Raw genomic sequence first — 13,172 nt, forward strand, 5'->3', positions numbered from 1 at the left:
GATTTGATGGCTAGGAGAACGAACAAAAACAATTTCCTAAATTAGCAATGATGCATGAAATGGCATATAATTCGCCCCAGCCGGCGAAACTAAACGGCCCCACGCCCCCGCGCTGGCTAGGCGCGGCGGCCCGATAGTCACCCCGAACTGCTATCGGGCCGTCCCCTAGAAAAATCGCACGGTAGCGGCCGACCTGAGCCGAGGTAGAACCAATAGGCGATGGCTTCGGCCGACGGAGTCCGGTCGACTTTGGACGCCGCGCCACTAGCATCCTCCTTGACGGCGATCTCGGGTCAAAAGTGTAGTAATACTTAATTTCCTGAATTGTACCTTGATGGCGCGTTGTCTTCACGAAACGCATATGTCAGGCTATGGCGTGTCAGGCTATGGCGTCAGAGTTGTTATTCACCGGCAGGGAGTAATTTCGATGAAGAGCGGGAAGTCTTCCAAAGTAAAGACAGATAAACTTGTCCCGGAAGAACAGGCACGCCGGGAATTTCTAAAGAATGCCGGGCGTTTTGCTGTTGTAACTCCTCCATCCATTGCTCTATTGCTTGGCACGAGCTTGAACTCGCAAGCTATTGCCGCATCGCATGGCGCACGTCCCGGACATGGATGGGGCAGCAAGAAACGCATCTCTGCTCCTGGCCGCAAGCGTTAGAATGGTTTCTTTGGTCGTTCTGGCCGATCATAGATGACGCGTATAGCAAGCGGAATGCCGGCCTCATCATGAGGAGCGTAGCAACCCTTCCTCCTCGGCAGCAGCCTCGAAGGCCTTCCTTACGTCGTCGGGCGTGCGCTTGCCTTCAATGAGGTCCAGGCAGACATCGACCGCCGCCTTCCACTTAGGTCCCCGCTTGGTCCACTTCATGAGTTCCGCCGCGGCACCCTCGACATTGGTACATACGTAGGTGAACCCAGGTCGGTCGGTTCCGATGTAGATCGGAGGGTGAAACCAATGGATACCCATGAGGATGCCGCCGCTATTTTCGCCTGAGTTAAGAACGGTTGGATCGCCAGCCATGGCTACCTCTCCTACCTCTGAATTATCATTGGCCGGCAAATGGGACGGGGAGAATAGGTTGAGAGAGAGGGACATTGCAGCGCGTCACTTTCTGGAGAGATTGAAGCCGGGTTGGTTGTCCAGCGCCTCGACGACAAAGGATACGGCAATCAAATCATCGGCAGGGATTCTGCCCTTGCCGTCCTCCATGACGGCTGCGACCTTTCGAAAGGTCTTCAGTTCATTATCGGTAATCCGGGCCCCGCGCATCCTCTCGCTGAGGTCGGCCACGCGCATCCGCAGCGCCTGGGACGCTCCAATCTCACGGTTCGACATTATGATAACATTCCTCCCTTGATGGCTTCCCGCAGCACCTTTCGGACCGCGGGCGAGACCTCGCTGAAACCAGCACTGATGACCCCATCGCAAACCTGTGTCGGTCCCTGAGCAATGTTCGGAATGGGGCCCAAAGCACCAATGGACATCGTGGCATGGCACAAATACCATCGGCGGAAACTGGCCCTAAGGCATCATCTAAATGGCCGATGAACGCGCCAAACGCCGCCTTGCCGCCATCGCCGTCGCCGACGATGTCGGCTACTCGCGCCTCATGATGGAAGATACCAACTAGCGAGGGCGTACGCTGCCAAGCCCAACATTGAGAGCGCATACAGAACCAGAAACAACGGAACCACGAACGGCTGGCTGTCGAGGGCGGGGTCAGCTTCTTCCCATTCCTCAACCAGATTGCGATCCCGCCTGGCCTCCGTGAACGCCAAACCGTCCGGCCCAATCTTACCGTCGATCTCTCTCGAAATTCTTTTCGTGATATCGGCTAGGATCACTGGATCCTCGGGCAGGTTGCCCGGAAACCCCTCAGGAAGATTGTCGCCATCGTTCTTGTCCATGGCCAGCAATGTTTTCTGCCGCCTTATGTTCCAAGTTTCTAGGGCATTCATTCTAGCTTTGCCTCGCCATGGCGCAGGGCCGAACCGATCGCGCAGCTTTACCAGATCGAGCGTGTCACGGTGGTGACGGCGCATGATGGCAGTGCGCCGTCACCGTCATCTTCGCGTCGATCAGAGATTGGAACGTCCAGCCCTTCGCCATCCAACCGCTAGTGGTTGTCCAACAGGATGGCCAGATGTCTGGTTGCGGCGCTTCCTAAAATCAGCTCCTCCAGCCCACTGTCGCTAATCGGCAAACCGTTGATGCGGCGCCTGATTACGCGGAGCGCTTCGGATATCGAAACTGCTGTAGTTTTTGCGTGATCATCCAGGTAACGGCCGACTTCAATCACGGCTTTTGCATCGACGTTGGACGGCAATTCTCGCATGGCACACCCTCCCGCTCAGATGGGGCGGAAGCGCTGTCATCTTCCAAGCGCCCGCAATGCCGCTATTCGGTACGGGCGACTTGGGGATTGTACGCTCTATTGCGCAATTCGCGAGTCCGCAGATAGCCCCGCCAGCGCACGTTTTCGCCGGCCGCTGTCCTACGCCGCCGAAGCGGCTCGCGCGTCCTGGCGGCCCCCTTGTGCCTGCGGCGCCGGCCACTTTCAGCCCCTTCGTTCGAAAGTCGGTTTCCAGTCGCGGTTGCGCGCCCGCTGCTGGCCTTCGTAGTCTGGAATGACTGTGAAGAAGGATGGCGTTGGACCGGCTGACGATCAGTCTTCGAAGCAACGGCGGAAAGCGCCATGGCGAGTTTGAGATGGATGGACTGTTTAACGGTTCTCAGCAACCTTCCGCCTTCAGGGATCGCACCATTCGCACCACAATCGGATCGTACGGGATTTTTTCATCGCTGCTGTAATTTATGACAAAGAGCGCGGCACGATCGTTGCAGACCGCAATGGCGCGGACATATCGGATCTTTTCGTTCTTGATACCCGAGTAGCTGGCCCATCTCGGCGTGACGCGCTTATAGGTCAGTTTCCAGCCCTCCTTTTCATCCTCGACCATGCGGTTCTCGATCTCGGCGCGAAAACTGTGCTCGCCGAGCCTTGCGCCCCACACGGTAAGAACGGCTTCGTTTTCGCCCCGAAATTCCGCGCCCTGGTCCGAACGCTGCGTCAGGACAAAGCCAGGGGGAACATCGAATATGAAGCCAAACTGCCTGACTCCGAAAAGCTGCCACGCTTGCGCTTGGAGAAGCGTGCAGCAAAATAAAATCGAAACGAGGCTCAACAGAAAACGTGCCATTGGCATTAAATTAGCGTCGCGTCATATACTGTCCAGACCGGACAAGATTGGCGACAGAAAAAGACTTGCCGCTGATTCAGCCTCGTGCGCAAAAGAAGCGGCTCGCCTGACGCGGGCTTTGATGCCCGGCTTCACCCACTGCGTTTGCTGGTCGTTGCTTCATGGCCTCTGGCGGGCGGCGTTGGCGGCACCGCATGAACTTACCTACTGAAGAATATTAGCTGTCGCTTGACTAAGATCCCGCCCGCCCCAGACTCATGGCATGGCGCGGGGAATTGGGATTGGAGACCTGGTGGCGATCACGGCCACGTCCGCAGGCGGGTCACTGAGGACCGCGTCAGCGTCTCGATCCCCTCTTACAACTTCCCTCACTCGATCATTGATCATACCAACGTGAAGCACGGCCTTCCTTCGGATATCGGTTCTTGGCAATGATCTCGACGTTGAACTCGCCACAGAGCGCGGCAACCCGCGGATCGATGTCGGAGGTAGATCCACGGCTCCAGCCTTCCCGCGCAAGCATTCTGCGTCTCCGATGGAAGTGACGCAGGATATTTGCATTATGTCGGGATGAACTGCAAGTTTTAGCTTGGAATGGCTATATCGCCGGTTAGGAACGCGGAAACGCCGCGGTAGGCACTGTAAAGCCAGCGTCTGAATTATAGCGTGCACAGCCCTGAGAAGGCGCCGGGCGCGACCACGAAACTCTCGTTGGTGCAAACGCGGTAGCGGCAGGCACAGCCGGCGATCAGCATGAGGCCGCCCGGCTGTGCATCCACGGAGTGTAAAAACCTTGGCTCGGAGTGCAAAAACCTAGCTCGAGGCCGAAAATGTTCGCGCGCATGAAAAAAATCCGTGAGTGGGAGGGGGGCGGCTATGGGAAAAGAAGACCAGAATTGGTCTTGACCGCCCCCCCAGGGGCTTTGGCGCGCCTGGCCCATCAATACCAAACCCCCTTCGGCATCGAGCTTTCTGCCTTCTGCTTGGCGGTGCTGTGGCAGGTGCGGCAAAGCGTCTGCAGCTTGCCCTCCCAGAACTCCACCGGGTCGTTTCGATGGGGGATGACGTGATCGGCGACGAGGTTCGCGGTGTTAGGCTCGATCCGCTTGCACATGCGACAGGTGAAACGGTCGCGGACCAGCACCGACATGCGCAGCTTCTTCCACCGCGCGCTGTTGTACCATTTGAAAGACGGCTCGGTCTTTGAACGAAGCGCTGATCGCTCCCGCTCATTGGTGGGGCCTGGCGTGCCGAGACGCGCAGGCATGGCGCCGAGCAGTGGCCGGAGGTTTGAGAGCTTGGCCATCACTGCAGCCTGTTCGATGGCGCATCAGGGGCGAGGAAGTATCGGGTGAGGCAGGACACAAGCGCGGCCTGCTCCTGTTCGGTCGGCCGTCGCTCAAACCTGCGATAGAAGGCGAACACCGCCTTCTCGGTGATCATCACCATCTGGTCGCGTGTGAAGGATACGGTGTTGGTCACGGCTTTTGGCGTGGTGGCGGGCTTCATGGCCTTGCGTCCTTGCCGTCACGTCCCTTTTTCACCATCAATTTCCAGCCGATTCCTTCTCCCGGCTGCAGCCCCTGAGCGTGGTCAAGTTCGCAATGCCAACTGCTGCCTTGATGGGTGCACACATCGCCATGACGGTAAGCGACATCTCGGTCCCACACGCCCTTGTAGGACAGGGTCGCTCTGCTCTCGATCTCGGCCAGACGCTTCTCGATGGCCACGCAACGAAGGGCATTCCAGTATTCGCCGGCCTCAGCCATGGCAGCTACTATCGCGACGACTTCGAGGTGGGCCACCGAGTCGGGATGGCAGCTGGCAGTCTTCAGGCCCAGGAATTTCTGGTAGATGATGTAATTCGTGAAGCGCTCGTAGGTCTCGGTGAACGTCTTCTGGTTTTCCTCGGTCCTGGGTAGGTCAGGATACCTTGGCTCCTGTACTGGCTTGAGGTCCCATGCCCGATTCTGCTTGGCAGGCGCGGCTCCTGCCGCCGGCTTCGGCTCTGCGAGGTCATCGCCCAGTTCGACGGCAAAACGCTTCTTGTGCAGGCCATCGACATGGCCGCGCAGAGTCCGGACTTGGGCTAGGAGCCTGTCCTGCTTTTCCTGCGATTGGTCGAGAACGTGCTTTTCCTTGTCAGCATTGAAGGCCGCAAGCTTCTCCTTGATCTGCCCCTCGATGCGATCGATCTCCCGGTCGATCTCGGCGAGATCAGCGGCGCGCTGGTCAACGACAATTGGCTTGATGACTTTGACCGGCTTAGTTCGCTTAGTCGCGTTCACACGCGCTCTCCGTACTTGCGCCGGTAATTTTGCTTCATAAGCCGCAAGGCGCTGCAATTCGCTTCCGACAGGCCAGTCGACTCCAGCCTGCGGATGTGCCGCAAGTCCTCCGCCTTCCACCTCGCGCGACGTTCGGTGTCGCTCTCGCGAGTCTTGATGACCCTGATGGTCTTGGTGTCGATCGGCTGGCCATAAAGCCCGACGCGGTGCCCGGCCTTTTGGTTCATCTTCATCGTTCTGTTCATCATGGCGGCGGGTCCCCTAGGTCCGGTCAAAAACCGTGCGGACGAGATTCAGGCGCTCCTGCAAGTGCCCGCAGACGCCCGGAAGCTTGTCGACGCTGCCGAGATTGAAGCCCGCGGCCCGTGCCTTGGCGTGGAACGCGGTGCCTTGGGCGAGCAATTCCTCAAGATCGCTGATCGCTTGGCCGACAGCCTGCCGGTATTGCTGCAATGGCCCGGAAAGGGATGGTCCGATGCTTTCCTCGAACTCCCGAACTACATCGTCGCGGCGGGCTCTGGCTGCTGCCTCGGTTTCGAACAGCGGCGCCAGCGAAACGCCAATTGCTTCGACCTCGGCAGCGGTGATTTCCGGCACTCGTCCAAGCTGCTGCGCTGCCAGACGCCGGCCTGCTGCGACGTGCTGCTCCTGCCCGGCCTCACGGGCGGCAATAGCCTTTCGAAGATCTTCCTCCGCTTCGGCGATGGCCGCCGGCCTCTGAGGCACGACGAGTAATTTCTCAAAGTCGGTCGTGGCGGGCTTGGATAGGCGGGCAAGCATGTGGCCGGGCTCCTGATTTGGTTGTCTGATTCTCCCACTGGAGACGCTGGCGGGCTAGTTCGGTACGGTTCGCCGCGGTACGGTCAAACGCACTTTTCTCGGGCCAGCAGAGCCGCAGCGATGCCGGCGATGGCGTACTCGACGATTCGGCCGTTAAGCCGGGAAGCGATTGCAACACCGCCATTGAGACGCTGGTTTCGAAGCGTGAACGGCGAGAGACCCAACAAGGCGGCGGCATCAACCTGTCGGACATAGGCGTCGGCCGTCACGGGGATTCCGCGCTTCAGGCAAGCCGTCTCGACGACGTCGATCTTCGCGTCGAGTGGCGAGCGCTCCAGGCTCGTGGCCATGGCGCGCATTGTGCTGGCGAGATTGTTCCGCTCACCCATGACGACCGACCAGGGCGACGCCAAAGCGCACCTCATGAGGATCGATCCCGCGCACTGACATCGTTCCTGAGTTAGCAAATTTAAATGCGAGCGCGGCGCCACCTGTGGTAGAAACGAATTGCTGGAGTAGGTCTCTCGGGAGGAGTCCTTGTTGGATTTGAAATCGAAGCTCGCCAAAATGTCGGCGGCGCTGCTCACCAGGCATGTGGCGGCCGCTCAAACCACTGGTGCCGTCAAGCCGATCCGAACGTCGCTCGCCGACGTTCCTCTTAGGCGCCAAACACTTCCGTACAAGCCGAAACCGCCGATCCGTCCGTGTAGCAATATGTAGGACGATCATTCGTCGCGGCCCTCTGGCCAGACAGCGAAAGGTCGGACAACGGAACGAAAGTCGGATTCGCGAATTCTAGTGCCAGCTAATTGGAATCGTCGCCCATGAGGCTTGCGACCCTTCACCTTGAAACTGCGAGATACGGGGACGTATATCGCGCCGAAATGCTCGCGAAGCTGAGGCGGCAAGTTGTCCGGCACATCAAGCGCACAGACGCGTCGGCTCAAAAAGTCGAAGAAGCGCTGGCCAGGTTGGCTGAAGCAAACGCGCCCATGGACCGGCTGGCTCAGTATGGCCGCCGTCCCCGGGCTGCTTCTTTCTGTGGAAATTTCTGAAATGAAAGCTTTCTGGGCGGATTTCATTCGGCCGCCTCGGCTGTTGCGCTTGTTGCGTATGTTGCGCTCTCTTGGGGAGGCGGAGAGAGGTAGCGTTTCCAGGCGTCTATGAAATCTGTTCGATGATAGCCGCGTGGTGTAGCTGTACCGATCCTGACCACCTTCGGCTTAATACCGTATGGACGTAGCTTCTGTGCCAAGTGCCTGTCATCGATAGGTTTGCCTCTGATGTCAGACCATGGAGATTCATCAAGGTTACAGAGTCGGAGCAAGATGGATTCGGTAGCCAACACGTCGTTGTCACTGAAGACTGTCTTGATGTCGGAGAGCAGTCGAACGCCTAGGCTGGGTGTGCTCTCCTTAGAGAGCGCAACAAGCGCAACAAGCGCAACACGGGCGCGACCCGGCCAGTTTCCGCCGGCGGCATCGGCGACCGCAAGAAGCGGCTCCCAGACGTCCGCGTCACGATCCTTGATGCCAAATGGCATCTCGGGCCACGCTTCCCCGATATCGGCGGCGATGAACTCGGCCCAGCCTGCCAGGCGCTTATGAACCAGCTCGCCTTCGGGCCTATGAACGCGGCGGCGATACGGTTCGACGGTCTCATCAGGGGACCGTCGGCGCATCCTGATGATCACCGATCGCGTTAGGATCGTATCGGGCAGATCGCCGAGACCAGCCAGGGCCACCGCGCAGTAGGCCGGAATTTCTTCGGTCTCGATGATCTTGCCTCGGACAACACAGCGGCCAGCGGATGCACCGCGGCGGTGGCCAGCGTTGAGAAGGCCTCTGATCTCCTCGTTGTCCTTGGCCTTCGGTCCGAAGATGGTGTCGATCTCGTCGAAAAGGATTGTCGGCGCGCCGGCCTCGTCTGCCACCTTGCGAAACAAATACGCTGGCGTGACGTTCACGGCCTCAACTGGCCTGGGAACCAGCAGTTCGGAAATCTCCAAGGCGCGCGTTTTTCCAGATCCCGGTTCCGGCGATAGAAACGCGATCCGAGGCGTTGATTCCCATGCCGCCATCATGTGGGTGTGGGCGATCCATAGGACGTGCGCGACGTGCGCTGCCTCCGATGGATAGGCAACGAAGCGGCCGACAAAGTTGTAGATCTCGTCGAGCAAGACGGCGGCGTAATCATCTTCCTCGATCATGGACGCCACCTCTTGGCCCTAGCCTGGCGCCATTCGATCGCGGCCTTGATGACGTAGGGAGACAACTCCTCGGCGATGCTGGGCCGCCGCCTGCCTGCCCACTCGGCCAGCAAGGTTGCGGCGCCGTCGTTCAGCCCGTCTAGCAGCCGGCAGTGATAGCCGTGGTCATCGAGGCGAAACTGCGCGCTCACCAGGCTGGTGCGGGCCACGCGCACTGCCGCCACAACGTCGCCGGGAACCGCTTGTTCAACGGAGAGGCTTGGGTTATTTTCCGGTCTGTCTGTTGCTGCCAAGCTAGACATTTCGGGGCCGGTTCGCGCCAATGGCGTGGCCGGCCTCTCGATTTCAGGAGGACGCTGCATCGGCGCCTCCCGTATTCGCAGCCGTACTGATCTGCACGGCTTGGACTGCGCTAATGTCAAACAGGCTTTGCAAGACGGGAACCAACGCGCGTCGAACCCGGTTTTCGGGTCGGCGCTGATGCCATTCGTGAACAGCATCAATCTGCTCGGCGGTAGGGTTGAAGTCGCCGGCTCTCATGCGAATACCCCCAAAAGAATGGCGGCCACGAAAACGATAACTGCGCTGGCGATGACGTTGGGGAGCACCATTTATGCGGCCTCCTGATCGCGCTCTTCGATCTTTGCCTGCAGCCAAGCGTCGATTTCTTCCTCAACGAAACCGCTGCAGTTGGGACCTATCTTTACCGGCTTGGGGAAAAGACCGGCTTTGACGAGCCGGTTGATGTGAACGCGGCTGTACCGGATACCCTTGACGGGCTTCAGGTCGGCCGTTGACAACAGTTTCATGGTTGTTCCTCGTGCAACGTGAAGTCACACGAGGAGAGATTTCACACCGCTTCGAACACTAAGCCCCTTTCACGCTTTTCTGCGTCAGGTAGCGCCCAAGAAAGTTCGCCTTCGACATTGAGTCAATTTCGGCGCCGGTGTTCGCGTCCTTGCAGACCACTCGGTCACCGTCGCGATAGAACAGGTAATCGCGCTCGGTCGTCTCAATGATCCGTTCATCTTCAAAGCTATCAGGAATGGAAAGCCACGAGGTTTCCTTTTTGCCGGGACCGTAAATTTCTGCCGCAAGCAACTTAGCCCACTTCCGTGTTTTGTCTGCCAAGCCGCCTTTATGGCCGCCCGACTTTGCACGGAAATATGGCTGCTGGTTTATCTGCTCTACGGCGGCGAGATTGTTGTTCAACCGCTCCAACTCCATATCGGCTTCCACCAAGTCCGCGCGGTCGAGCAAATCACGAACTTTTCGAAGGTGAGACAGGATCGATGAGGGAGCGGCCGTTTCGCGAAGGAACTTGGCCCAAACCGGGTCGGTCTTCTTGGCTGCCAACCTCTCAACTTCGCCGTAAATCGCATCGCCTCGGCGGGCCAGAAGATCCTCAAGGAAGTCGACGCGCATCAATATCTTGTCCGAGAAGTATCGGATGATGCTGATGGTCACTGCCCTGCCCTCCGCAGCTTGACCACGTTGGAAGCTTGCGGCTTTACGATCCCGGCCAGCCGAGCGGCCCAGAGTTCCAAAGCCTCTTTCTTCTCATCGAAATAGTCATGAAGATCATAGGTGCCCTTTATGCCCGGGCGCACGTGAGCCAGCAGGGCTTCACGAGCTTCTTCGGTGATACGGAGCCGCGAAAGATTGCTTCGCACGGTTCTGCGGATGTCGTGGTTGGTCCACCCGGGCAGAGAGACGGTGTCGTCGCCGCGCCTGCGCGCCAACGCCCGCAGCGTGCGAAGCATCCTAGCATCGATGCGCTTCTTGACCTTGTCCGACATCCACACCGGTTTCACGCCCTGCGTGGTTGAAAAGAGATGTTTGCCCGAGTCCTTGCCAGTGAAGCGCGGCAGAGCCGCGAGCAATGCGATGATGTCGTCGGTGAGCGGGACTGCGTGCGCCCTAGCCTTACCTTCCCTCCCCTTCATGCGGGATGCCGGGATCGTCCAGATGAGGTTGCCCGTATCGAATTCCGTCCACGACGCATCGGCAACCTCGTTCAGCCGAAGCGCTGATAGCAACAGCAGCTTATAGGCCGGTCCGCACGGGTAGCCGATACGATCGGCCGCGCGCCACAGTGCGAATAGCTCATCGTCTTTAAGGACGCGGTCGGCAGTCGGCTTCTCGCCGATGATCTTTGATGGCCTCAAATGCTCGGCTGGCGACGACGACAGGCCATAGGTGCGCTGGTCTACCACCCAGGCGAAGAAACGCTTCGCGATACCGAGTAGGTTTCTCGCCTGAGCAGGCGCTGTCCGCTTCTTGGCTTTTATGAGCGCCAAGATGTCGAGATCCGAAATATCGGTAATAGGCGTCGTCGGTCCCCATGCGGGTAGAAATTCGGTCCTTATGTTGCTGGCGACTTCATTCCCTTTGCGCTCCCCGGAGAGCTTTTCAGCAATGAAGTCTTCGGCGACGAACGAAAGGGTATTGGCCCGCTTTTGCTTCTCCTGAGCCCGCTGACGCTGCTCCTCTTCCTTGGGATCGATCCCCCTGCCTATTAGCTTGTGCCAGGCCCTCGCTGTCTCCCTAGCCTCCTCCAAAGTAACGACACCGTATTCGCCGATCGCGCGCCGCGTTGGGTTAGAGCTTCCGGGAAACCGCGCCTGCAGCATGAATGTCTGCTGCCCCTTGTCAGTCACCCGGATTCCGAGACCTGGGACGATGGCATCCATGATCTCGTATCGCTTCCCTGCCTCGGCCGGCTTCAAGGCCTTCAACCGACGATCGGTGAGCACTTCCCTTGCCATTCAACTCTCCCCCGGGGCAACACTGGGGCAACAGAAGCGATGTGCTTTGATGTTGCCCCATGTATCGCCACGATATAGCCGATGCGGAGAAAGTCAAGGAATACAAGGGATTCTGTTACTGGATGAACCGGTATGTTACACCATGAGAGGCAAGCCCAAACTGCTGTTAACCGGTTGGTCGCTGGTTCGAATCCGGCCCGGGGAGCCACTTTGCGCGCTTAGTGTGTTGTTATTCCTAGATATTCCCGATATCACAAACCAGCTTCCCCGCTTTCCCTCCCCGCTTTTGGACCGCGCAACAAAAAGCCCGCGCGCAAGCGGGCTGGTGGACGCGGCAGATGTTGACCATCATTCGCGGTTGCCGCAACCTGACGTTGTGTTAGATTGACGCTGCGACTCGTATGTACCAAACCGACACACTATATAACGGAAGTCGCCCGCACATTAACGGCAAGCCGTCGATTGGAAGAGATCACCACGCTTTCGCCCAAAACAATGGGAGAAGCGATATGACCTTCAACCGCGCAACGGATCCAGCGCAGCTTTCAATGCTTGCCGCGGTGGTGGACGATTATTGCCATCAGGCCGGGATAGCAGTTGGCGATCCGGCCAGGAGGCGTCTTGGCCGTCAAATTATCGAGTTATTCCAAAGCGGTATCAACAAGCCAGACGAGTTGTTGTTCGCCTTAAACCATCACTACGACGAGTGGCTCGGTGAGGTTGGCCTACCGTCGTCTTCTTCAGAACTGGCAGCCGAGGCTGGTCCTTTTAAGGAACTGGCGCATTACCCTTCAGTTTCTCCGCAACGCTTCCCTCAACGAAAAACCTCGCCGAAGCGAGGTTTCTAGGTTGCGGTGCGAGGCGGTTCAGGCGACGCGGTATGCCCAAGTGCCTTGGAATGGATTGGAAAGGCGCAGATTTTGAGTCGGCAGTTTATGCTGCCGAGTGCATGGGATCCGACTGCGCAACAATGGAATCCATGCGTCAGCAGGAAACGCATGGGGCTTGGACCGCGATCGCTCGACTGGCGCAGGCTAGCCCGCGCCGCGGCTTGCCGAGAGGTACGAACTTCAGGTCTTCGAAAAGTTCGGTGGCGTGCAAAATCAATTCATTGTTCTATCGAAGACGCAAAAGAGGCTGCCGCCGATATCATCGTGGCCCGTCTGGAATGGGGAGACGCCCAATGAGCGCCGCATCGCTGGCGGGATCGAACTGCACCAAGCGGTATGCGGCCTCGACCAGACACCGTCGCGCGCGTATCCTGCTGCAAAGCGCGGTATTCTCGGCCAGCAATTCCTCTGTGCGCTCAAGCGCGAGCTTGGTCCGGTTGATGCGCTCCCTGGCATCCGCCATCGCGCGTCCGTGGGGTTCCATGGTGTTCATCATGATTCACTAACTCATGGCGGACCGGATCGTTCCCGCCTACCAGAATTGGATATCGGCGGTAAACTCGCCACAGGCCTGGCAATGGGCATAGGGATCGCCGTCGGCATGGCCCTGGCGGGCTAAATTGGAAGCACTGCACCTTCCGCGATCACGCCATATCCACGGTCGCAAGCTCTGCTAGATTCTTCGTGCGGCGGACCCCAATCCGCTAGGCCGGCGCCCGTCAGGCAATCTACCCCAACGCCCCCCCAAGCAGGCGCCGGCCGCTCCCCGGCTAGGGCTTGTCAGCCGCTCAACAAATCATCCCCGAAACCGTTCTGTGCGCCCAGTGGATCTTGCCGCCGATCTTCATCGGCTTGTGGATCATCAATCGCTTGGGCAGTTGGCCCATGGATAGCCTTGGCTGGGATTGTCATTATATTAGCGTAAGCGCATATTGGCCCTGCAAGCGGTCTGCTGTAAAGACGTTCATTGGGCGCCGATGTCCGACAACCGGCAATTACTCGCCCTCGTTGTCTGCATCTGCACATGGACTTC

General features: G+C 58.6%; 20 protein-coding genes. 3 read left to right on the forward strand and 17 right to left on the reverse strand.

The window, feature by feature from the left end:
* Positions 1-427 precede the first annotated feature (427 nt).
* Positions 428-661 (forward strand): hypothetical protein, encoded by a 234-nt coding sequence (locus BQ8794_RS02375; protein WP_077372591.1) that lies wholly within the window; start codon positions 428-430, stop codon positions 659-661.
* 66 nt (positions 662-727) lie between these two features.
* On the opposite strand, the gene BQ8794_RS02380 is transcribed toward BQ8794_RS02375, so the two are convergent.
* The 17 genes from BQ8794_RS02380 to BQ8794_RS02465 all read right to left on the reverse strand — a co-directional run bounded on the left by BQ8794_RS02380 (position 728) and on the right by BQ8794_RS02465 (position 11,249).
* A complete protein-coding gene (locus tag BQ8794_RS02380; protein ID WP_244554829.1) occupies positions 728-1,024 on the reverse strand; it encodes a DUF982 domain-containing protein in 297 nt (98 codons plus the stop codon).
* Positions 1,025-1,108: 84 nt separating this feature from the next.
* Positions 1,109-1,300 carry a hypothetical protein gene (locus BQ8794_RS02385; RefSeq protein WP_342187220.1) on the reverse strand — a complete coding sequence of 64 codons (192 nt, stop codon included), beginning with the start codon at positions 1,298-1,300 and terminating at the stop codon, positions 1,109-1,111.
* Between the two features lie 311 nt (positions 1,301-1,611).
* Positions 1,612-1,962 carry a hypothetical protein gene (locus BQ8794_RS02390; RefSeq protein WP_077372597.1) on the reverse strand — a complete coding sequence of 117 codons (351 nt, stop codon included), beginning with the start codon at positions 1,960-1,962 and terminating at the stop codon, positions 1,612-1,614.
* 158 nt (positions 1,963-2,120) lie between these two features.
* Positions 2,121-2,339: a hypothetical protein gene (locus tag BQ8794_RS02395; RefSeq protein WP_077372601.1), complete on the reverse strand. Its 219-nt coding sequence runs from the start codon at positions 2,337-2,339 to the stop codon at positions 2,121-2,123.
* A gap of 397 nt (positions 2,340-2,736) precedes the next feature.
* Positions 2,737-2,964 carry a hypothetical protein gene (locus tag BQ8794_RS36190; RefSeq protein ID WP_244554830.1) on the reverse strand — a complete coding sequence of 76 codons (228 nt, stop codon included), beginning with the start codon at positions 2,962-2,964 and terminating at the stop codon, positions 2,737-2,739.
* A gap of 616 nt (positions 2,965-3,580) precedes the next feature.
* Positions 3,581-3,727 (reverse strand): hypothetical protein, encoded by a 147-nt coding sequence (locus BQ8794_RS35410; RefSeq protein ID WP_167378594.1) that lies wholly within the window; start codon positions 3,725-3,727, stop codon positions 3,581-3,583.
* A 417-nt stretch (positions 3,728-4,144) separates the two neighbouring features.
* Positions 4,145-4,510, reverse strand: coding sequence for an HNH endonuclease (locus BQ8794_RS02405; RefSeq protein ID WP_077372607.1), 366 nt, complete (start codon positions 4,508-4,510; stop codon positions 4,145-4,147).
* A complete protein-coding gene (locus tag BQ8794_RS02410; RefSeq protein WP_077372610.1) occupies positions 4,510-4,713 on the reverse strand; it encodes a hypothetical protein in 204 nt (67 codons plus the stop codon). The genes BQ8794_RS02405 and BQ8794_RS02410 overlap by 1 nt, the downstream gene beginning before the upstream one ends.
* Positions 4,710-5,549 (reverse strand): hypothetical protein, encoded by an 840-nt coding sequence (locus tag BQ8794_RS02415; RefSeq protein ID WP_143744437.1) that lies wholly within the window; start codon positions 5,547-5,549, stop codon positions 4,710-4,712. The genes BQ8794_RS02410 and BQ8794_RS02415 overlap by 4 nt, the downstream gene beginning before the upstream one ends.
* Positions 5,489-5,740, reverse strand: a complete 252-nt coding sequence (locus BQ8794_RS35415) for a hypothetical protein (RefSeq protein WP_167378595.1) — start codon at positions 5,738-5,740, stop codon at positions 5,489-5,491. The genes BQ8794_RS02415 and BQ8794_RS35415 overlap by 61 nt, the downstream gene beginning before the upstream one ends.
* Before the next feature lie 13 nt (positions 5,741-5,753).
* The gene (locus BQ8794_RS34350; RefSeq protein ID WP_143744438.1) at positions 5,754-6,272 is read right to left on the reverse strand and encodes a hypothetical protein; all 519 of its coding nucleotides are present in this window, start codon (positions 6,270-6,272) and stop codon (positions 5,754-5,756) included.
* An 83-nt stretch (positions 6,273-6,355) separates the two neighbouring features.
* Positions 6,356-6,859: a hypothetical protein gene (locus BQ8794_RS34355; RefSeq protein ID WP_143744439.1), complete on the reverse strand. Its 504-nt coding sequence runs from the start codon at positions 6,857-6,859 to the stop codon at positions 6,356-6,358.
* 491 nt (positions 6,860-7,350) lie between these two features.
* The gene (locus tag BQ8794_RS02440) at positions 7,351-8,481 is read right to left on the reverse strand and encodes a DUF3631 domain-containing protein (RefSeq protein ID WP_077372627.1); all 1,131 of its coding nucleotides are present in this window, start codon (positions 8,479-8,481) and stop codon (positions 7,351-7,353) included.
* A complete protein-coding gene (locus BQ8794_RS34360) occupies positions 8,478-8,981 on the reverse strand; it encodes a hypothetical protein (RefSeq protein WP_143744440.1) in 504 nt (167 codons plus the stop codon). Before BQ8794_RS34360 ends, BQ8794_RS02440 begins: the two co-directional genes overlap by 4 nt.
* Before the next feature lie 111 nt (positions 8,982-9,092).
* Positions 9,093-9,290: a helix-turn-helix transcriptional regulator gene (locus BQ8794_RS02455; protein ID WP_077372636.1), complete on the reverse strand. Its 198-nt coding sequence runs from the start codon at positions 9,288-9,290 to the stop codon at positions 9,093-9,095.
* 58 nt (positions 9,291-9,348) lie between these two features.
* Positions 9,349-9,948 carry a hypothetical protein gene (locus BQ8794_RS02460; RefSeq protein ID WP_077372639.1) on the reverse strand — a complete coding sequence of 200 codons (600 nt, stop codon included), beginning with the start codon at positions 9,946-9,948 and terminating at the stop codon, positions 9,349-9,351.
* Positions 9,945-11,249 carry a tyrosine-type recombinase/integrase gene (locus BQ8794_RS02465; protein ID WP_077372642.1) on the reverse strand — a complete coding sequence of 435 codons (1,305 nt, stop codon included), beginning with the start codon at positions 11,247-11,249 and terminating at the stop codon, positions 9,945-9,947. Before BQ8794_RS02465 ends, BQ8794_RS02460 begins: the two co-directional genes overlap by 4 nt.
* 509 nt (positions 11,250-11,758) lie before the next feature.
* On the opposite strand from BQ8794_RS02465, the gene BQ8794_RS35920 reads away from it, so the two are divergent.
* Together BQ8794_RS35920 and BQ8794_RS35420 are read left to right on the forward strand one after the other, a co-directional pair.
* The gene (locus BQ8794_RS35920; protein WP_174654352.1) at positions 11,759-12,097 is read left to right on the forward strand and encodes a hypothetical protein; all 339 of its coding nucleotides are present in this window, start codon (positions 11,759-11,761) and stop codon (positions 12,095-12,097) included.
* Between the two features lie 247 nt (positions 12,098-12,344).
* Positions 12,345-12,758 (forward strand): hypothetical protein, encoded by a 414-nt coding sequence (locus tag BQ8794_RS35420; protein ID WP_167378596.1) that lies wholly within the window; start codon positions 12,345-12,347, stop codon positions 12,756-12,758.
* Positions 12,759-13,172: the final 414 nt, after the last annotated feature.

The sequence above is a fragment of the Mesorhizobium prunaredense genome (genome assembly GCF_900156895.1).
GTDB lineage: Bacteria > Pseudomonadota > Alphaproteobacteria > Rhizobiales > Rhizobiaceae > Mesorhizobium > Mesorhizobium prunaredense.